The organism is Streptomyces sp. NPDC020379 (genome assembly GCF_044387105.1).
Lineage (GTDB): Bacteria > Actinomycetota > Actinomycetes > Streptomycetales > Streptomycetaceae > Streptomyces.
The window spans coordinates 1-19,212 of sequence record NZ_JBIRVR010000037.1 but is presented as its reverse complement, the minus strand read 5'-3'; the positions used below and the strand labels follow the sequence as shown (position 1 = coordinate 19,212).

The 19,212-nt window shown below is 72.4% G+C and carries 20 protein-coding genes; 10 read left to right on the top strand and 10 right to left on the bottom strand.

The window, feature by feature from the left end:
• The first annotated feature begins 1 nt into the window (after position 1).
• Positions 2–604 carry a ClpP family protease gene (locus ACH427_RS31100; protein WP_398874958.1) on the top strand — a complete coding sequence of 201 codons (603 nt, stop codon included), beginning with the start codon at positions 2–4 and terminating at the stop codon, positions 602–604.
• A 49-nt stretch (positions 605–653) separates the two neighbouring features.
• On the opposite strand, the gene ACH427_RS31095 is transcribed toward ACH427_RS31100, so the two are convergent.
• From ACH427_RS31095 to ACH427_RS31080, 4 genes are all read right to left on the bottom strand, one after another.
• Positions 654–1,067 carry a helix-turn-helix domain-containing protein gene (locus ACH427_RS31095; RefSeq protein WP_398874956.1) on the bottom strand — a complete coding sequence of 138 codons (414 nt, stop codon included), beginning with the start codon at positions 1,065–1,067 and terminating at the stop codon, positions 654–656.
• Between the two features lie 578 nt (positions 1,068–1,645).
• Complete coding sequence (locus tag ACH427_RS31090; protein ID WP_398874954.1) at positions 1,646–2,899, bottom strand: DUF2786 domain-containing protein; 1,254 nt, start codon at positions 2,897–2,899, stop codon at positions 1,646–1,648.
• A 116-nt stretch (positions 2,900–3,015) separates the two neighbouring features.
• The gene (locus ACH427_RS31085) at positions 3,016–4,020 is read right to left on the bottom strand and encodes a GNAT family N-acetyltransferase (protein ID WP_398874952.1); all 1,005 of its coding nucleotides are present in this window, start codon (positions 4,018–4,020) and stop codon (positions 3,016–3,018) included.
• A gap of 137 nt (positions 4,021–4,157) precedes the next feature.
• Positions 4,158–5,435, bottom strand: coding sequence for an Ig-like domain-containing protein (locus ACH427_RS31080; RefSeq protein WP_398874950.1), 1,278 nt, complete (start codon positions 5,433–5,435; stop codon positions 4,158–4,160).
• Positions 5,436–5,804: 369 nt separating this feature from the next.
• On the opposite strand from ACH427_RS31080, the gene ACH427_RS31075 reads away from it, so the two are divergent.
• Positions 5,805–6,080: a hypothetical protein gene (locus ACH427_RS31075; RefSeq protein ID WP_398874948.1), complete on the top strand. Its 276-nt coding sequence runs from the start codon at positions 5,805–5,807 to the stop codon at positions 6,078–6,080.
• Between the two features lie 6 nt (positions 6,081–6,086).
• Here the strand turns inward: ACH427_RS31075 and hutH are convergent, their stop codons facing one another.
• The 5 genes from hutH to ACH427_RS31050 form a co-directional block, all read right to left on the bottom strand.
• The gene (hutH, locus tag ACH427_RS31070) at positions 6,087–7,631 is read right to left on the bottom strand and encodes a histidine ammonia-lyase (RefSeq protein WP_398874945.1); all 1,545 of its coding nucleotides are present in this window, start codon (positions 7,629–7,631) and stop codon (positions 6,087–6,089) included.
• Positions 7,632–7,703: 72 nt separating this feature from the next.
• On the bottom strand, positions 7,704–8,816 hold the full coding sequence (locus ACH427_RS31065; RefSeq protein ID WP_398874994.1) for a GGDEF domain-containing protein: 1,113 nt from the start codon (positions 8,814–8,816) through the stop codon (positions 7,704–7,706).
• Between the two features lie 443 nt (positions 8,817–9,259).
• Positions 9,260–10,054 (bottom strand): enoyl-CoA hydratase/isomerase family protein, encoded by a 795-nt coding sequence (locus ACH427_RS31060; RefSeq protein ID WP_398874943.1) that lies wholly within the window; start codon positions 10,052–10,054, stop codon positions 9,260–9,262.
• An 80-nt stretch (positions 10,055–10,134) separates the two neighbouring features.
• On the bottom strand, positions 10,135–11,334 hold the full coding sequence (locus ACH427_RS31055) for an adenylate/guanylate cyclase domain-containing protein (protein WP_398874941.1): 1,200 nt from the start codon (positions 11,332–11,334) through the stop codon (positions 10,135–10,137).
• Positions 11,335–11,425: 91 nt separating this feature from the next.
• Entirely contained in the window at positions 11,426–12,295 is an 870-nt protein-coding gene (locus ACH427_RS31050; RefSeq protein ID WP_398874939.1) for a biotin--[acetyl-CoA-carboxylase] ligase, read from the bottom strand.
• 133 nt (positions 12,296–12,428) lie between these two features.
• Here ACH427_RS31050 and ACH427_RS31045 point away from each other — a divergent pair, with 133 nt between their 5' ends.
• The 5 genes from ACH427_RS31045 (at position 12,429) to ACH427_RS31025 (ending at position 16,720) form a co-directional block, all read left to right on the top strand.
• Positions 12,429–14,036, top strand: a complete 1,608-nt coding sequence (locus tag ACH427_RS31045) for an acyl-CoA carboxylase subunit beta (RefSeq protein WP_398874937.1) — start codon at positions 12,429–12,431, stop codon at positions 14,034–14,036.
• A gap of 21 nt (positions 14,037–14,057) precedes the next feature.
• The gene (locus ACH427_RS31040) at positions 14,058–14,264 is read left to right on the top strand and encodes an acyl-CoA carboxylase epsilon subunit (RefSeq protein ID WP_366005106.1); all 207 of its coding nucleotides are present in this window, start codon (positions 14,058–14,060) and stop codon (positions 14,262–14,264) included.
• A gap of 125 nt (positions 14,265–14,389) precedes the next feature.
• The gene (gene mmpB / locus ACH427_RS31035; protein WP_398874934.1) at positions 14,390–14,521 is read left to right on the top strand and encodes a morphogenic membrane protein MmpB; all 132 of its coding nucleotides are present in this window, start codon (positions 14,390–14,392) and stop codon (positions 14,519–14,521) included.
• A gap of 101 nt (positions 14,522–14,622) precedes the next feature.
• Positions 14,623–16,089, top strand: a complete 1,467-nt coding sequence (locus ACH427_RS31030) for a peptidoglycan D,D-transpeptidase FtsI family protein (protein ID WP_398874933.1) — start codon at positions 14,623–14,625, stop codon at positions 16,087–16,089.
• Positions 16,090–16,117: 28 nt separating this feature from the next.
• Positions 16,118–16,720, top strand: coding sequence for a Maf family protein (locus ACH427_RS31025; protein WP_398874931.1), 603 nt, complete (start codon positions 16,118–16,120; stop codon positions 16,718–16,720).
• 82 nt (positions 16,721–16,802) lie between these two features.
• On the opposite strand, the gene ACH427_RS31020 is transcribed toward ACH427_RS31025, so the two are convergent.
• The gene (locus ACH427_RS31020) at positions 16,803–17,096 is read right to left on the bottom strand and encodes a hypothetical protein (RefSeq protein WP_398874929.1); all 294 of its coding nucleotides are present in this window, start codon (positions 17,094–17,096) and stop codon (positions 16,803–16,805) included.
• A 213-nt stretch (positions 17,097–17,309) separates the two neighbouring features.
• On the opposite strand from ACH427_RS31020, the gene ACH427_RS31015 reads away from it, so the two are divergent.
• The 3 genes from ACH427_RS31015 to ACH427_RS31005 all read left to right on the top strand — a co-directional run.
• Complete coding sequence (locus tag ACH427_RS31015) at positions 17,310–17,876, top strand: DJ-1/PfpI family protein (RefSeq protein ID WP_361533078.1); 567 nt, start codon at positions 17,310–17,312, stop codon at positions 17,874–17,876.
• Positions 17,877–17,966: 90 nt separating this feature from the next.
• Positions 17,967–18,731: an IclR family transcriptional regulator gene (locus tag ACH427_RS31010; RefSeq protein ID WP_398874926.1), complete on the top strand. Its 765-nt coding sequence runs from the start codon at positions 17,967–17,969 to the stop codon at positions 18,729–18,731.
• A gap of 388 nt (positions 18,732–19,119) precedes the next feature.
• On the top strand, positions 19,120–19,212 hold a 93-nt coding region (locus tag ACH427_RS31005), incomplete at its 3' end, for a biotin carboxylase N-terminal domain-containing protein (RefSeq protein WP_351219746.1).

Genomic DNA, 19,212 nt, shown 5'->3' with positions numbered 1-19,212 from the left:
GATGGGGCAGTACACGATTCCGACCGTCGTCGAACGCACCTCGGCGGGCGAGCGGGCGTACGACATCTACAGCCGGCTGCTGTCCGAGCGCATCATCTTCCTCGGGACGGAGATCGACGACGGCGTCGCGAACGTCGTCATCGCCCAGCTGCTCCACCTCGAATCGTCGAGCCCGGACGCCGAGATCGGGATCTATCTCAACTCGCCCGGCGGCTCGTTCACCTCGCTCATGGCGATCTACGACACGATGACGTTCGTCAGCTCACCGATCTCCACGTTCTGCGTCGGACAGGCGGTCTCGACCGCGGCGGTGCTGCTCGCCGGAGGCGACCCGGGGCGGCGGTTCATCCTGGAGCACTCCCGGGTCCTGCTGGGCCAGCCCGCGAGCGGCGGCCGGCAGGGGACGGTCTCCGACCTCGCCCTCCAGGCCAAGGAGATGCTGCGGGTCCGCTCGCAGGTCGAGGAGGTCCTCTCCCGGCACACGCACCACGACGTGGCGACCCTGCGCGCGGACATGGACCGCGACAAGGTCTTCACGGCGCACGAGGCGGTGGCGTACGGGCTGGCCGATCAGGTGCTCAGCCGGCGGACACCGGCCGCCTGACCCACCGCGGGCTCCGGCGGCCGTCGTGCAACGGGGGTACGGCCGCCGGTCACGCCGCGAGGCGCACCTCGCCCTGCCGGTGCGCCGTGGGGGCGGCGGTACGCCGGTGGGTCCGCCCGGTCAGTGAGGTCACCGTGGCCCCGCGTCCGGCCGGCGCGGTGCGGGCGAGCTCGCCCTGGACCAGGGCGAGCAGATCGGTCAGGCCCAGACCGAGCGCGCGGGCCGCGGCCGCGAGCATCTCGGACGACGCTTCCTTGCGGCCGCGTTCGAGCTCGGAGAGATACGGCATCGAGATCCGGGCGGCGTCGGCGACGTCCTTCAACGTGCGCTCCTGCGCTCGGCGTTCGCGGCGCAGGACCTCTCCTACGACGTGCCGCCAGAGTGGCTCTTTGGCCCCCTCGGCCGGGGCGTCCTCGGCGGGGCGCAGCGGGACGATTCGGGGTTGGTCCGGGGCTTGGGTCACGTCTTCAGGGTAGGAGGGGCGGCGGCTTCGGGGGCCCAACTGTGTTCTGCCGGGGGCGAAATCGGGGGTCTCGGCTCTTCGAGGTGCGGGGCGTTGACCCCTGCGGCGGGCTTCCCCCCACCCTTGCCCCTACCCCGCACTGGGGCACGCGCCCCAGGCCCCCGGCCGCGGGTGGGTGGGCGCCTGCGGCGGGAGCGGCCTGCGGTCAATCGCCGGACGGGCTGAAATGCGAACCCTGAGGCGGACACGTCCCGCACTTGCCCTCCGGGCGGGAGGGGGTGGGGCTGGAGGGTGGGGTTCTGGAACGCGGTGCGATTTCAGGGCACTCGATCCGCGTGACCCGCACCGCACCGCGTTCCAGGTCCCCAGCCCGGAAGACCCACCCCCGGCACCCACCACAAACCAAGCCCGGCCGGCGCTTGAGGCCACCCGAACCGCAACCACAACAAACTCGCACCCGGCACCCCACCGAAAGCACAACGGACCCGCAGAAGACAACGGCGAACCCCACCAACCCCAAGCCCGGCCGACGCATGAGGCCACCCGAACCGCGACCACACGCAACCCGCAGTCCCCAACTACCCCAACCGAGCCCCCTCCGCCGCCTCCTCCCCCCGCGCCCACCCCTCCGCATCCCGCCCCTTCAACCGATGCGCCGTCGTCGTCGGGAACAACCGCTCCGCCGTCTCACCGACCGCCACCTCGCGGGCGGCGAGCACGGGGAGGACCTCGGCCTCGGGCGCGGACGTCTCCTCCGCGTGGGCGGCGACCGTCAGGCGGTCGCGGATCCGGGACGCGTAGGCGATGAGGAAGGACTGCCGGAAGTCGCGCGTGCGGCGGGAGCGGCCGCGGGCGTGGTGGGCGTCGCCCGCGCGGGCCATCGCGGTGGTGGCCTGCACGAGCAGGGAGGTGTACATCAGCTCCACCAGCTCCAGGTCGGCCTCGAAGCCGACGACGGTCGAGAAGTCGTGGTCGCTGGACCAGACCGACCGGCAGTGGTTGGCGGCGGCCACGGCGTCGAGGAGGAGCGCCTTGGCGGATTCGTAGGGGCCCTCGACGCCGATCCGGCAGGCGGTGGGGCCGTCCACGGGCCCGGCGGCGTGGGCGGCGAGCAGGGCCTCGTCCATGGAGTGCCGTGCCATGAGCTGCTGGGCCTTCGCCGACAGGGCCTCGGCCTCCTCGGCGAACTCCGTGGACTCCGCCTTCGCCAGCAGCGCCCGGATCCGGGCGAGCATGCGCGGCGGGGCCGCGGGGGCGCCCGAGGGCCGGTGCCCGGCGCCCGGCAGCGGGCCGGCCGCCCCGATCCGGGGCAGCCCGGCGGCCAGCCGCAGCGCGCCGAGCGCGCAGGCGGCCGTCTCGAAGCGGCTGAGCCGCTCGCGCGCCGCGAAGCCGTCGAGGAAGGCGTCGTCGGCCTCCCACCAGACCCGGGCGTCGAGGTCCCGCAGCTGTGCCGCCCAGCGCGCGCCGAGGGTGTCGGGGGCGTAGCGCCGGGCCTCCGCCGCGACGGCGTCGACGGTGAAGCGCGCCTCCGCGGCGGTCAGCTCGCGCCGGGCGAGCCGGACCACGTCCGCGGGCTGCCAGCCGCCCTCCCAGGCCCGGCGCAGCGTCCGGGCGGCCGCGCGCAGCAGGGCGCGGCTGACGGCCGCGGGACCGGACGGGGAGGCGGCGAGAACGGACGCGGCGGCGTAGACGGCGTCGCCGAGGTCGTCCTCCCGCAGCCCGCGCAGGCCGGCCAGCGCGGTCTCGACGGCGGCGAGCAGTTCGTCGTCGCCGGGCGGCTGCCGGGGGTGGCCTCCGGGGCGTCCCTGCTGCCGGTCGCTTCGCTTGGCCACGGGTCTCACTTCCAGGAAAACGGACAGGAAAACGGGAAAGGGCGCGTCAACGTCCGTACGCCCTATTCTCCCGGAAGAGGGACCGCGCTCTCCGGAGGGAGGACCGCGGCCGGACGTCACCCGGACGGGAGCCGCGCCTGGAACAGCCCGACCGACCGCTCGGGGCGGTAGCCGAGCAGCTTGTTGACGGCGCGCATCGGGCCGTTGTCGTCGGCGACGGTCGTGGCGATCTCCCGTACGGGCAGCCCCTGCTCGCGCAGCAGGCCCAGCAGCCGCCGCTTGACGGCGAGCCCGAGCCCGCGGCCGCGGTGTGCGGGGGCGACGCCGGTCGCGAACTGGATGGCCCGTACGTCGTCCGGGGAGCGCTGGATCACCTCCGTGTAGGCGGCGTGGCCGCCGTCCGGGGCGACCACGACGACGGTGAGCATCCGCCCGCCGCGCTCGACGACGGCCCGCTGCGCGTGGGTGACGCGCTCCGCGGTCGCCCGGGGCGGGCCGAGCTCCAGGTCGCCGTGCGGGGCGTCCCGCATGGCCCCGTGGACGACGGCGAGCCGCTCGGCGTGCTCGGCGGGGACGACGCCGGTCCACTCGGCGAAGCGGTAGCCGTCGGGGAGGCTCGGCTCGGTGGTCTCGTCGGCCACGCGCTGGACGTAACAGACCATCGGCAGCGCGCTGTCGAAACCGCACGCCTTGGCGAACTGTTCGCCCGGACCGCCGATTTCGACCGGCACGGTCGCCGATGTCCGGCCCTCGTCGGTGACCGCCTTCCGCAGTTCCTGCCACAGCCGGGTGCCGATGCCGCGGCGGCGCTGGTCGGGGCGGACGGCGAAGTCGCCTATGCAGGCGGTCGAAAGGTTCTCCTCGTCGTCGAACAACCGCACCCAGCCGACGCCCGCGTACACGGGCCGGTCGTGGGGACCGGGGAGCGGCACGGCCACCTTGACGTAGTGGCTCAGCATGGCGGGCACCTGAAGGTGCCCGGCGGTCTCGGCGCGGCCGGGCGGGGGCACGGTGGGGGGCATGTCGTGGAGGTGCGCGGTTCTGACGACGTCGTACCAGGCGTCCGTCTCGGCGGCGGTGGGGCGCGGATCCAGTCGCACCACGGTCAGTTCATCGCTCATCCGGGGGACGGTACGTGCGCGAAGTGCGGGCTGTCGCCGGGATTTTTCCCCGGCCTCAAACGCCGGACGGGCGGGATGTGGCTGAGCTCAGCCACATCCCGCCCGTCCGTCAGCTCAAGCGCTACGCGCCAACCGCGCTACGCGCCCGTCGCGCTGCCCGCGACCCAGGCGTTCCAGTCCATGTTCCAGCCGTTGAGGCCGTTGTCCGGGGCGATGGTCTTGTCGTTGGAGCCCTTGACCTCGACCACGTCGCCGATCTGCGAGTTGTTGAAGAACCAGGCACCCGACGTGGACGGGTCGTCCGCGCCCTGCTTGTCCTCCAGGCCCACGCAGCCGTGGCTGGTGTTGGCGACGCCGAAGATGCCGCTGCCCCAGTAGTTGCCGTGGATGAACGTGCCCGACGTGGACAGGCGCATCGCGTGCGGCACGTCCTTGATGTCGTACTCGCCCTTGCCGTCGGACTTGCTGAAGCCGACGGTGGAGCCGTCCATCCGGGTCTCCTTGAACTTCTCGGAGATCACCATCTTGCCGTTGTACGTGGGGTTCTCGGGGCTGCCGGCCGAGATCGGGATGGTCTTGAGGGTCTTGCCGTCCCGGACGACCGTCATCTGGTGGGTCTTCGCGTCGACCGTGGAGACCTGCGAGTGGCCGATCTTGAAGGAGACCGTCTTCTTCTGCACACCCTTGATGCCCGGGGCACCCTCGACACCGTCGAGGTCGAGCTTCAGGGTGACGTCGGAGTTGGCCTTCCAGTAGTCCTGCGGGCGGAAGTCGATGCGCTGGTCACCGAACCAGTGACCGACGACCTTCTGGCCGCTGCTGGAGTTGACCGTGATGCCGGACTGGACGGCCTTGCGGTCCTTGATCGGCTTGTCGAAGTTGATCGACACCGGCATGCCGACACCGACGGTGGAACCGTCCTCCGGCGTGAAGGAGCCGATGAAGCTGTTGGTGGGCGAGACGGTGGCGAAGGAGGAGTTCTCCGTGGCCTTGCGGCCGTCGGAGTCCTTGGCCTCGACGACCACCTTGTACTTGGTGGACCGCTCGAGCTGCTTGGCGGGCTGCCACGACTTCTTGTCCGGCGATATCGTGCCCTCGACCGGGGTGCCCTTGTCGTCCGTCATCTTGACGCTGGTCAGCTCGCCGTCACTGACGGTGACCTTGGCGGCCTCGGCGGTGATCCCGGCGTTGGTCGAGCCGTCCTTCTGCGCGATCTTGATCTGCGCCTTGGAGGCTTCCTTGGCGGCGGCGGCGTCGACCTTGTTCTGCGCCTTGCCGTTGTTGCCGCCGGAGCCGTTCTTGCCGTCGTCATCGCCGCCGCCACAGGCGGCGAGAGTCAGCACACCACCGAGCACAGCGGCCGCGGCCACCAGGGCCTTGCGGCGCTTGCCGTCCGTCATCACACGCTTCTCCATTGCTCCTGGACCCCGAATCCCCGAGCCGAATCGTGGGGCAACACGCATACCGGCTATTGCTTGAGATACGTCTTTACCGATTCGCCCGTTCCACCCCTCGGGGAAGTGTGGGGAAGACCACGCCAGTAAAGCGCCTCGGAGGGCCGACATGGTAGCCGGGGTCTTGGTATGACCGTGTTGTCCATGATGCAGGCGGGGCGGCGACCGGGACCAGGGTCGAGGGCCCCTTGACATTCGACCGCGGCGTCCGGCCCCTCTCACGCGTCCCGGCTTCCCCCGGGCCCGTTCGTATCACTAACATCGGGTCAGTTGAGGCGGCGCGGCGCTGCCGCCCCCTCAACCTCCGGCACTTCAAGGGGGATTCGTTCCGTGACCGCACGCCGCCCGCTGCTGACCGCCGTCGCCGCCGGTTCGCTCCTGTGCGCGGTGTGGTTCATGCCGAGCGCGCACGCGACGCCGGAGCGGACCGCGCCCGCGGAGCGGAGCGCCGAGCCGGCCGCCGCCCCCGCCGGGCAGCAGCTCTCCCTGGCCGACACGGGCAGCGTGGACACCACGCCGTACGTCTTCGGCGGCGTGGCCTTCGTGGCGGCGGGTGGCGCGCTGGTCACCGCCGCTGTGCGCAGGTCGCGCACAGCGGCTCGCTGACCTCGCTCAGGCCAGCCGCCCGGTCACGGGCTCGACGGTCTCCACCAGCTTGCCGGTGCGCACGAACGCCTCGGCCGCGGCCAGGTCAGGGGCGAGGAAACGATCCCCTCCGGGGCCCTCGACACCGGCCTCGCGGACGGCCTTCAGCACCGCCTGGCTCGCCGGGGCGGGCGACAGGCCCGTACGCAGCTCGATCGCGCGCGTGGCGGCGACCAGCTCGACCGCCACGACGCGGGTGAGGGCGTCAACAGCCGTACGCAGTTTGCGCGCCGCGGACCACCCCATCGATACATGGTCCTCCTGCATCGCGGACGACGGGATCGAGTCCACGGAGGCGGGCACGGCGAGCCGCTTCATCTCGCTCACCAGGGCGGCCTGGGTGTACTGCGCGATCATCAGACCGGAGTCGACCCCCGGGTCCCCGGCCAGGAACGGCGGCAGTCCGTGCGAGCGGTTCTTGTCCAGCAGCCGGTCCGTGCGGCGCTCGGCGATCGACGCGAGGTCGGCGGCGGCGATGGCGAGGAAGTCCAGGACGTACGCGACCGGGGCGCCGTGGAAGTTGCCGTTGGACTCGACCCGGCCGTCGGGCAGGACGACGGGGTTGTCGACGGCGGCGGCAAGCTCGCGGTCGGCGACGAGCCGGGCGTGGGCGAGGGTGTCCCGGCCGGCGCCCGCGACCTGCGGGGCGCAGCGGATGGAGTAGGCGTCCTGGACGCGCGGCGCGTCGTCCTGGTGGTGCCCGGTCAGGCCCGAACCGGCCAGCACGCGCAGCATGTTGTCCGCGCTCGCACCCTGACCCGGGTGCGGGCGGATGGTGTGCAGCTCGGGCGCGAGGACCTTCTCCGAGCCCAGCAGCGCCTCCAGCGACAGGGCGGCGGTGACGTCGGCCGACGTGATCAGCCGGGCGAGGTCGGCGCAGGCCATGACGAGCATGCCCAGCATGCCGTCGGTGCCGTTGAGGAGCGCGAGCCCCTCCTTCTCCCGCAGCTCGACGGGCGCGATGCCATGCTCGGCGAGCAGCTCGCCGGCCGGGCGCGGCGTGCCGTCCGGGCCCTCGGCCTGGCCCTCTCCCATGAGGGTGAGCGCGCAGTGGGAGAGCGGCGCGAGGTCGCCGGAGCAGCCGAGGGAGCCGTATTCGTGCACGACCGGGGTGATGCCGGCGTTGAGGATCGCGGCCATCGTCTCGACGACGAGGGGCCGTACGCCCGTACGGCCGGAGGCGAGGGTCTTCAGCCGCAGGAACATCAGCGCGCGGACGACCTCGCGCTCCACGCGCGGGCCCATGCCGGCGGCGTGCGAGCGCACGATGTTGCGCTGGAGCTGGGCGCGCAGGTCGGGGCTGATGTGGCGGACGGCGAGGGCACCGAAGCCGGTGGAGACGCCGTAGACGGGGTCGGGCTTGGCGGCGAGGTCGTCGATGACCTGCCGGGAGGCGGCGACAGCGACCAGCGCCTCCTCGGACACCACGACGCGCGCGCCGCCACGCGCCACGGCGATCACGTCCTCCGCGGTCGTCCCGGCCGTCCCCACCACCACAGTGTGCATATCCATATTCAGGCACCCTAGAGACTGAATCGCCACCTGTCACTAGGTGTCTTACGGACGGCCGCGCGGGGCAGTGCGCTACCGCCGTCCACGGAAGCGGCGCCGCTCGGCGGGAGCGGCCGCGGGCGGGTGGTCCGCGAGTTCCAGCACGGGGTCCGCGGGCCCGTCGCGGCCCGCGACCACCGGCTTCGTGGCGAGCGCCGCCTTCGCGCGGTACTGCGCCGCGTCCGCGAGCCGGAACAGCCGCCGGGCCGTCCGCACCGGCCCGATCGGGTCCCCCGTGGAGGCGACCCCGCACGCGACACCCTCGCCGAGCTCCAAACCGGCCGCCCGGCGGCACAGTTCGTCGGCGACGCGCACCACCTCGTCCGCCGACGGGCCGACCGTCAGCAGGCAGAACTCGTCACCGCCCAGCCGCGCCGCCAGCGTGCCCGGCAGCATCGCCCCGCACAGGGACAGCACCGAACCGAACCGTTCCAGCAGCCGGTCCCCCACCGCGTGGCCCAGGGTGTCGTTGACCCGCTTCAGGCCGTTGAGGTCGCACACCACGAGGCTGACGACGACGTCCTCCGCGAGGTGCCGCTCCACGGCCTCGTCGAGGCGGGCGTCGACCGCGCGGCGGTTGCCCAGACCGGTCAGCGGGTCGGTGAAGGCGAGGCGGCGGACCTCCTCCAGCCGCTCGGTCTGGGCGATCCCGGCCGCCGCCACGGCGGCGAGCACGGTCGCGAAGTCCGCGTCCGTACGGTCGAAGGCGGGCGCGCCCGGTGGCCGCGCCACGTACAGCTCGCCCCAGGCCCGGCCGTGCAGCACGATCGGGGCGACCACACAACAGCCGCGCCCGCGCCGGCGCAGCGCGGCCACCCGCTGCCAGCCGGCGCCTTCCGCGTCTTCCGGGCTTTCCGTACTCTCCGGGTTTTCCGTGCATTCCACCCACGCGCGCGGCCCGGGGCCGCCTCCGGCCCACTCCTCGTGCAGGAACTCGGCGATCTCGGGAAAGTCGTGCACCGGATAGGACTCGTCCTCCGGGCAGCGCTCCTCGCCCTCCGCCAGCTCGCCCGCGTTCACCAGCACGCGCAGCCGGCCGTGCCCGCGCTCCCACGCCGAGATGGCCGCGAAACTGCCGCCCAGCGCGAGCCGGGCCCGCTCCGCGGCGGCACCGACGGAATCCAGGGGTGACTGGGCCGCCGCCATCGCCTGCGCGAGCTCCACGACGGCGCGCAGCCGGATGTCGCACTCCCCGCTTTCTGCCACCTCGGATGCCTCACATTCTTTCGCTGCGCGCGGCTTTCCGCACCCAGCGTATGAATGTTGTGCGGTTTCTGCTTCGCGGCGGGTTCGGGGGGCGACGAGGCCGGTGACCGGGGACTTTTCCCCTGCCCGCCCCTTCCAGGACCGGGGCTGCCGCCCCGGGCCCCGCAACACCGCTTCGCCGCGTTGTCCTCAATCGCCGGACGGGCTGAATGGCGCACCCATATCAGCCCAAACCAGCCCGTGGGGGCACGTCTGGGGGGGCTTGCCCCCCCAGGTCCGGGAAGGGGTGGGGTGGGGGAAAGGCCCGCCGCGGGCGCGAGCGAACCCCGCACCCCGCACCAATCCGCGCGGCCAAGCGCAGCGAACCCGCACACCCCAAAAAATCACACCCCCGGCCACTCCGGCACCCTCTTCTCGTTGAAGGCCGCCACCCCCTCCACCCGGTCCCCCGAGAAAGCGACCGCGCGCCACGCCGCGTCCTCCACCTCAAGGCCCGTCCGCAGGTCCAGGCCATGGCCAAGGCGTAGCGCCTTCTTCGCCGCGCGCAGCCCCACAGGAGAGTTGGCCGCCATGCGCCCGGCCAGGGCGAGCGCCTCGGTGCGGTCCTCGCCCTCCGGGACGAGCTGGTCCACCAGGCCGAGCTCGCGCGCCTCCTCCGCCGCCACCCGCCGTGCCGTGAAGATCAGTTCGGCCGCCCGCGCGGCGCCGACACGGCGGGGCAGCAGCTGGGTGCCGCCGCCGCCCGGGATCACCCCGACCGACACCTCGGGCAGGCCCACCACGGCCGTGGTGTCGGCGACGATCACGTCGCAGGAGAGCGCCAGTTCGTAGCCGCCGCCGAGGGCGAAGCCGTGCACCGCCGCGACGGTCGGCACGGGCAGTTCCAGCACGCCGGTGTACGCGGCGCGGGCGTGCGGGCGCTGCCGCGCGAGGTCGGCCTCGGTGAAGGAGTTGCGCTCCTTGAGGTCCGCGCCGACGCAGAACGCCCGCTCGTGCGTGGAGGTGAGCACGACGACCCGCGCGGAGGCGTCGGCGGCGAGGGCCGCGGTGGCCTCCGCGATGCGGGCGCCCATCTCGGTGGAGACGGCGTTCATGGCCTTGGGACGGTCGAGCACGAGCTCGGCGACATGCCCGTGCCGCCGGATCCGGATCCATTCGCCGAAGCGCTGCTCACTCATGCGGACCTCCTGTTAACGACCGTGAACCTGTCGCAAGGATCTTCGCCCGCCGGGGAGATGTCCAGAGCGGCGGCGGGCCGTCAGTCGCCGCCCCTGCGGGTGAGCAGCCACGGCTCCACCACGCCCAGACCGCGCACCGGCCGCTGCCACATCGGCTGGAGGGCGAAGCGGTAGAGCTCGTCCGCCTCCGGCCCCACCTCCGCCTCGGACTTCGGGGCGTCGCCACTGCGGGCCAGTTCCTCGGCGAACGCGGCGTCGACCAGGACGGCGTCCTTCGGCGCTATCGACGTCAGCCGGGACGCGAGGTTCACGGTCGTGCCGAAGACGTCGCCCATGCGGGTCGTGACCGTGCCGAAGGCGATGCCGACGCGGAGTTCGGGCATCGTCTCGTCGTGGGTCATGGTCTCGATCAGCCGCAGGCCGATCTCGGCGGCGGTGCCCGCGTCGTCGGCCGCGTAGAGCACCTCGTCGCCCAGGGTCTTGATGAGCCGGCCGCCATGCGCGGCCACCAGGTCGGCGGCGGTCGTCTCGAACGCCTCGACCAGCTCGCCCAGCTCCTCCTCCTCCAGACGGCGCGTCAGGCGGGTGAAGCCCACGAGGTCGGCGAAGCCGACGGCGAGGCGCCGGTCGACCATCTCGGCGTCGTCCTGGGCCTGGACGACGCGGCCGGTGGCGGCGGCGAGCTGCCGCCGCCAGACGTAGATGAGGAACTCCTCCAGCTCCGGCAGCAGCAGCTCGACCAGCGGATAGGTGATCTCCGTCCGCGTCATGCCCGGTTCCTGAGGCTCGGTCAGGCCCTCCAGGAAGGAGTCGATCTGCCAGTCGGCGAGCCGGGCCGTGGTCTGCCCGGTGGAGCGGGCGACCTGCACGGCCATCGGCTCGCTGAGCAGCCCGGCCTCGACCAGGCCCGCGAGGCGGCGCAGCGCGAGGACGTCGGCCTCGGTGAGCGCGCGGGCCTGGCCGATGTCGGCGAAGCCCATGGCGCGCCAGAAGCGGGCGGCGAGGTCCATGGAGACGCCGGCCGCGCGTGCGGCCTGGAAGGGGGTGTAGCGGCGTTCGGCGCCGAGGATGAGCGCCTCCAGGCGCAGGGCGATGGGGTCGCCGCCCTCGTCGCCGTACTCCTCGACCCCCTTGGCGGCGGCGCGGCCGGCGCTCTCCGCGCCGCCGCTCGCGCCGGACCCGCCGGTGTCGCGCTCGGCTCTCCCGGTGCTCCCCTGCTCGGCGCCGTCGTCACCCGTGGCCTCGGCGGCACGGGGGCTTCCCCCACCGTCGGCGGTCACCGCCCGCCCCCTGTCAGTTCCGTGCGCACTGCCCTGCCGATCACTGCTCGCTTAGGTTCCGGGCACAACGATACGACAGGTGTGCCGTAGCTCACTCTTCCGACGGCGCGGGCCGCAGGTGGACGATGTCGCCCGCGCCCACCGGCTGCTGCACCCCGTCGCCCGTCGCCAGCACCAGCCGGCCGTCCCCGTCCACGGCCACAGCCTCCCCGACGAGCTCGCGGTCACCGGGCAGTTCGGCCCGTACGGTGCGGCCGAGCGTGGCGCAGCCCGCCGCGTACGCCTCCTGGAGACGGCACGCGCCGGGGTCGCCTCCGGCGCGCCGCCACTCGCCGTACCACTCCTCCAGGGAGCGGAGCACGGCCCGCAGCAGCGGGTCGCGGTCCACGGACCGCGCTCCGGCCAGGGCGAGGGAACCGGCCGTGGGCACGGGCAGTTCCGTCGCGCGCAGGGTCACGTTCAGGCCGATGCCCACGACAACGCTGTCACCGGCGCGTTCGGCGAGGATGCCGCCGGCCTTGCGCTCGGCGCCGTCGACCGTCACCAGCAGGTCGTTGGGCCACTTCAGGGCCGTGTCGACACCGGCGGACCGGGCGACCGCGGCGGCCGTCGCCACGCCGGCGAGCAGCGGCAGCCAGCCCCAGCGCGCCACGGGCACGTCCGGCCCCGGGGTGAGGAGGACGGAGAAGAACAGGCCGGAGCGCGGCGGCGCCGACCAGGTCCGGTCCAGCCGCCCGCGCGCGGCGGACTGTTCCTCCGCGACGAGCACCGCGCCTTCCTCCGCCGCGCCGGAGGTGGCGGCCGCGACCAGGTCGGAGTTGGTGGATCCGGTGCGGGGCACCACGTCCAGCGAGGTCCACAGCCCGTCGGGCCGCAGCAGTCCGCGCCGGAGCGCGGGGGTGTTGAGGGGCGGCCGGTCCAGGTCGGACCAGCGGTTGCCGGAGTCGTCGGAGGGCGTCATGAGGGCAACCTTAGGAGGCGTGCGACAGGGTACGGGTGTGGCCAACGACGCAGTGCCGTAGCGCATGCGCGCGGATACGCTACGAACCGGTAGCCCAGTCAGCCCCCTCAGGACGAGCAGGAGCCGCATCCCGATGTCCGAGCCAGACACCACCCGTGGATCCGATATCGACATCCACACCACCGCGGGCAAGCTCGCGGACCTCCAGCGCCGGATCGAGGAGGCGACGCACGCGGGCTCCGCTCGGGCGGTGGAGAAGCAGCACGCCAAGGGCAAGTTGACGGCCCGCGAGCGCATCGAACTGCTGCTGGATGAAGGTTCCTTCGTCGAGCTGGACGAGTTCGCCCGGCACCGCTCGACCAATTTCGGCATCGAGAAGAACCGGCCGTACGGCGACGGCGTCGTCACCGGCTACGGCACGGTCGACGGCCGGACGATCTGCGTCTACTCCCAGGACTTCACGATCTTCGGCGGTTCGCTGGGCGAGGTCTACGGCGAGAAGATCGTCAAGGTCATGGACTTCGCGCTGAAGAACGGCTGCCCGGTCGTCGGCATCAACGACGGCGGCGGCGCCCGGATCCAGGAGGGCGTGGTCGCCCTCGGCCTGTTCGCCGAGATCTTCCGCCGCAATGTGCACGCCTCCGGGGTGGTCCCGCAGATCTCCCTGATCGTCGGCCCCTGCGCGGGCGGCGCGGTCTACTCCCCCGCGATCACCGACTTCACGGTGATGGTCGATCAGACCTCGCACATGTTCATCACCGGCCCGGACGTCATCAAGACGGTCACCGGTGAGGACGTCGGCTTCGAGGAGCTGGGCGGCGCCCGCACGCACAACACCACCTCGGGTGTGGCGCACCACATGGCGGGTGACGAGAAGGACGCCATCGAGTACATCAAGGCGCTGCTGTCCTATCTCCCCTCCAACAACCTCTCCGAGCCGCCCGCCTTCCCCGAGGAGGCGGACCTGGGCGTCTCGGACGCCGACCGCGAGCTCGACACCCTGATCCCGGACTCGGCCAACCAGCCGTACGACATGCGTGCCGGGATCGAACACGTCCTGGACGACGGCGAGTTCCTGGAGACCCAGGCGCTGTTCGCCCCCAACATGATCACGGGCTTCGGCAGGGTCGAGGGCCACCCGGTGGGCGTCGTCGCCAACCAGCCGCTGCAGTTCGCCGGCTGCCTGGACATCAACGCCAGCGAGAAGGCGGCCCGGTTCGTCCGGACCTGCGACGCGTTCAACATCCCGGTGCTCACCTTCGTGGACGTGCCCGGCTTCCTCCCGGGCACCGACCAGGAGTACAACGGCATCATCCGGCGCGGCGCCAAGCTGATCTACGCCTACGCCGAGGCCACGGTCCCGCTGATCACGGTGATCACCCGCAAGGCGTTCGGCGGCGCGTACGACGTCATGGGCTCCAAGCACCTCGGCGCCGACCTCAACCTCGCCTGGCCGACCGCCCAGATCGCCGTCATGGGCGCCCAGGGCGCGGTCAACATCCTGCACCGCCGGACGCTCGCGGCCGCGGAGACCCCCCAGGAGCAGGAGGAGCTGCGCGCCAGGCTCATCGCCGACTACGAGGACACCCTGCTGAACCCGTACACGGCCGCCGAGCGCGGCTACGTCGACGCGGTGATCATGCCGCACGAGACGCGCGCCCACATCGTGCGCGGGCTGCGGGCGCTGCGGGACAAGCGCGAGGCGCTGCCGCCGAAGAAGCACGGCAACATCCCGCTGTAACAGGCCGTCGAGGAGCTGACCATGATCAAGGTCGTACGGGGCAACCCGACCCCCGAGGAGCTGGCCGCCGCCCTGGCGGTGGTCCAGGCCCGCGCGGCGGCACGGGCGACCGCCGCGCCGGAGGGCACCGCCCGCCCCGAGTGGGCCGACCCGGCCCGCCGGGTCACCGCCCGGCACACGCCGCGCCCGGGCCCGCGGGCCTGGCGGACGTCGTACTGGCCGGCCTGACCGCCCCCGCGCCGGGCCCGCCTCGGGGCCCGGCCGACGGCTTTTCCCGGAGTTGACCCGCGCACCGGCGTGCCTGAGTACGCGTACTCAGGCGCCGGAGGCGCGGCGGCACGACCATGGACGCCATGCTGTGGTCGGATCCGCCCGAAGAGCCTCCCGAGGAGCTGCGCGAAGCCCAGGCGATGCTCCGCCGGGCGGGCCTCGTGCTGGCCGTCGGCGTGGTGACCCTGTTCGTCCTGCTCGGGCTGCGCCCCTGACGCCATGGGCGACACGCCCGGCTTCGGCACTCCTGCAACCGGAAACACCGCATTCACGTCATCACCAGTGAAATGCCGCGATTCCGGGAGTGCGCCACACCATGAACAAACCCGTGCGTCACATATCCGTCTTCGTCGGGGTGCTGGTGCTCGCCCTGCTGGTCCAGGCGACGCTGGTCCAGTTCGTACGCGGTGACGAGCTCTCCGACAACGAGCACAACCGGCGCACGAAGATCGCCACCTTCTCCCAGCCCCGCGGCGACATCATCGTCGGCGGCCAGGCCGTCACCGGCTCCGTGGAGAGCGACAGCAGCGACCTGAAGTACAAGCGCACCTACAAGGACGGCGAGATGTACGCCCCCGTCACGGGCTACGCCTCGCAGATCTTCTCCAGCACCCAGCTGGAGAACCTCAACGACAAGCTGCTGAGCGGCCGGGACGACAAGCTCCTCTTCCAGCACACCACCGACATGCTCACCGGCAAGAAGCCGCGCGGCGGCGACGTGGTCACCACCATCGACCCCAAGGCGCAGAAGGCGGCCTACGAGGGCCTCGGCAAGTACAAGGGCGCCGTCGTCGCCCTTGACCCGCGCTCCGGCAAGGTCCTGGCCCTCGCGTCGACCCCCTCCTACGACCCCTCGGTCTTCGCCGGTGACCGCACGAAGGACGCGGACGCCTGGAAGAAGCTGGAGGCCGACAAGAACAAGCCGCTGCTCAACCGCGCGCTCAAGGACCGCTACCCGCCGGGCTCCACCTTCAAGATCCTCACGGCGGCCGCGGCGCTGGAGCACGGCGTCGTCTCGGACATCAACGCCAAGGGCGACGCCCCCACGCCGTACAAGCTCCCGAACACCACCACCTACGTCCGCAACGACGTGCAGACCCCGGACTGCGACAAGGGCTCCCTGAAGTCCGGCCTCCAGTGGTCGTGCAACAACGTCTTCCTCGACCTGGCGGACAAGCTCGGCGTGGACCGGATGCGCGAGACGGCGGAGAAGTTCGGCTTCAACGACCCCAAGGTCGACATCCCGGTGCGCGCGGTGGAGAGCGTCTACCCCAAGAAGCTCGACCGCCCGCAGACCGCGCTGACCGGCATGGGCCAGGGCAGCCTCGACAGCACCCCGCTCCAGATCGCCATGATGACCGCCGGGCTCGCCAACGACGGCAAGCTGATGAAGCCCTACATGGTCGAGGAGCTGCGCGGCCCCGACCTGAGCGTCCTGGAGAAGCACAAGCCCGAGGTGATGTCGCAGGCCGTCTCCGCCGACACGGCGAAGAAGGTGCAGTCGATGATGGAGAACACCGCCGAGAACGGCACCGGCAAGAAGGCCCTGATCGACGGCGTGACCGTCGGCGCCAAGACCGGCACCGCCCAGCACGGCGTCAACAACGAGAAGCTGCCGTACGCCTGGTTCGTCTCCTACGCCAAGCAGGGCGACGGCTCGCCGGTCGCGGTCGCGGTCTTCATCGACCCCGAGGGCTCGGGCATCGACCGCGAGGAGATCTCCGGCGGCGGGCTCGCCGGCCCCATCGCCAAGAGCGTCATGCGGGCCGTCCTCCAGAAGTAGCGCCGCGCAGCCGCTTTACGATGGCGGCATGACCGCTCAGCGCCGCCTCGTCCTGGCCTCCCAGTCCCCCGCCCGCCTCGGGCTGCTCCGCAACGCCGGGCTCGCGCCCGAGGTGATCGTCAGCGGGGTGGACGAGGACGCGCTCACCGCCCCGACCCCCGCCGAGCTCGCCCGGGTGCTCGCCGAGGCCAAGGCCGCGGCGGTCGCCGCGCGGGCGGAGGCCGCGGGCGCACTGGTCGTCGGCTGCGACTCCGTGCTGGAGCTGGACGGGCAGGCGCTCGGCAAGCCGGCGGACGCCGAGGACGCCACGGCCCGCTGGAAGTCGATGCGCGGCCGCTCGGGAGTGCTGCGGACCGGCCACTGCGTGACCGACACGGCCACCGGCCGGAGCGTCTCGGCCACGGCCTCCACGACCGTGCGGTTCGGTGAGCCGACCGACGCCGAGATCGCCGCGTACGTGGCCTCCGGCGAACCGCTGCACGTCGCGGGCGCCTTCACCCTGGACGGCCGGTCCGCGCCCTTCGTCGAGGGCATCGACGGCGACCACGGCAACGTCATCGGCCTGTCGCTCCCCCTGCTGCGCAAGCTCCTGGCCGAGCTGGGGATCCCGATCACGGACCTGTGGGCCTGACCCCGCACGCACCGGACCCCGCACATGCCGGACGCCGGTACGGACCGGGTCACGGTCCGTACCGGCGTCCGAGGGCTCGCCCCTACGGGGCCGGCACAAGGCCGGTGACCGGCGCCAGCAGCCCCAGCGCCGGGTCCAGCGCCTTGGTCACCTGGGTGATCTGACCGAGCTGGTTCAGCTTCTCCAGCTGCTTGGTGCCATCCGGGGAGATGCTGGTCGGCGGCTTGTCCGGGACCATCCCCACGTTCGGTGGAGCGACGGTCTCCCCCGCGTTCGAAGTGGGCGTATGCGGCATGGGCGCGGCCGAGGCGACGGTGGCGGTCATGGTGAGGGCGGCGCCGGTGAGAACGGCGGCGGCTGCAATGCGCTTGATCATGCCCCACCAACGAGGTCGGTGCGTGGGGGTCACCATTCCTTGCGCCACTCGGGGGGCCACCCCCTCCAGGAGGCGGCAGCGGCCGTACGGAGCCGGGCCGCCCGAAGTCGGCGGGGCCGCCGCGCCGTTGGCCGGGCGGCAGGCGGGCCCTCGGTTTTCCCTTCGGCGCCCCGGCGCATATTCGAAGGTAGCCGACCCCAAGGAGCGCGAGCCATGCCGAGGATCCTCATCACCACCGGCGACGCAGCCGAGGACCTGGAGGTCATGTACCCCTACCAGCGCCTGCTGGAGGAGGGCTACGACGTCGACATCGCCGCACCCACCGTGAAGAACCTCCAGTTCGTGGTGCACGACTTCGTCTCCGACTTCGACACCTACACCGAGAAGCCCGGCCACTGCTGGCCCGCCGACATCGCCCTCGCGCAGGTGAACCCCGCCGACTACGCGGCCGTGGTGATCCCGGGCGGCCGGGCGCCCGAGTTCCTGCGCCTGAACACCGACTTCCGGCGGATCGTCACGGCCTTCTTCGCCGCCGACAAGCCCGTGGCGCACATCTGCCACGCCGTGGTCGCCCTCGCCCCGCTGGGCGTGCTCCAGGGCCGCCGGACCGCCGCCTGGCCCGCCTGCGAGCCGGACGTACGGCTGGCCGGGGGCACGTTCGTGGACGCCGAGGCGGTCGTGGACGGCAACATGGTCTCCGCCCGCGCGTGGAACGACCACCCGGCCTGGATGCGGGCGTTCGTCGACCTCCTGCGGGAGAAGGCGCCGCTCAAGGGCTGAGCCGGGCACTCCCGGGCGCTGTGCCAAGCTGGAGGGTCCACGTCCGCATTCCGGTTCCATGTGCCGGCGCCCGAGGGAGCCCTCGCCGTCATGCCCCAGTCCGTCGACCGCGCCCTCGACCTCCTCGACGCCGTCGCGGGCGCCGCCGGACCCGTGACCGCCAAGGCGCTCGCGCGGCGGACGGGCTGCGGGCTGTCCACGGTGTACGAGCTGCTGGGCGCCCTCACGGCCCGGGGCCACGTCGTGCGGACCGCGGGCGGCTACACCCTCGGCTACCGCGTGCCGGCCCTGCACCGCGCCTTCCAGCGGCAGATGCGGATGGACGACGAGGTGCACGGGCTGCTGCTGTCGGCCCGGCGGGCGATGGGCGCGGACACCTACTTCAGCACCTACCGGGACGGGGGCATCGCCGTCCTTGCCGGAACTTCCGCTTCCGTTCCCGCCACGGGCGGCTTCAGCGTCGGACAGGACTCCGACGGGCACGCGACGGCCCACGGCAAGATGCTGCTCTCCGCCCTCCCGCGCGCCGCCCGGCTGCGCTATCTGGCCGGGACCGGCATGCGGGCCATCACCCCGCGCACCATCACCTCGCCCGAGCTGCTGGACCGGGAGCTGCGACGGGTGCGGCGCGAAGGGGTCGCCGTGGAGATCGAGGAGTGCGCGCCGGGAGTGGCCTGTGTGGCCGTGCCCGTGCCGTCCACCGGCGGCGGTCCGATGACGGCCGTCTCCGCCGCGCTGCCGCTGGAGGACTTCCACCGGCACCGGCGGGAGCTGACCGGGACGCTGCGCCATGTGGCGGCGGAAGCGGGGAAGTTGGCTGCCCGTCAGTGCGCCGGAGGTCCACCGGCGCACTGAGCGGACCGGAACGCTCCGCTCGGCCGGGTGGTTACCGACAGGTAGACGCAGGATCGGCGCTACCCATGGGTACACCGGAGAAAAGGGAGGGGAACGCGGCCCCCGCGTCCACCGCGACAGTCCGGCGACCGCGCAAACTTTGCGCCACCCCTTCGTAGGGAGTCAACAAAGAATGCGCGCCGCCACTGAGGATCATTGATCGAGACCTTGCCCACACGGGCGGACCGTCATCGGGCGCAGAACCCGGCGTACCGTGGGAGAACTGGGATTTCCGGCCCGCTCCCCAGCCGCCCTTCACACTCTGTGTGGGCAAGCTCACCTCGGGAGTCGGGTCGGCACAGAGTGTTGCCTGTACCTAAACTCACCTTGTTTCAAGGAGGGAGCCATCGTGCGCAAGGTGCTCATCGCCAACCGTGGCGAAATCGCTGTCCGCGTCGCTCGTGCATGCCGGGACGCCGGGATCGGAAGTGTGGCGGTCTAC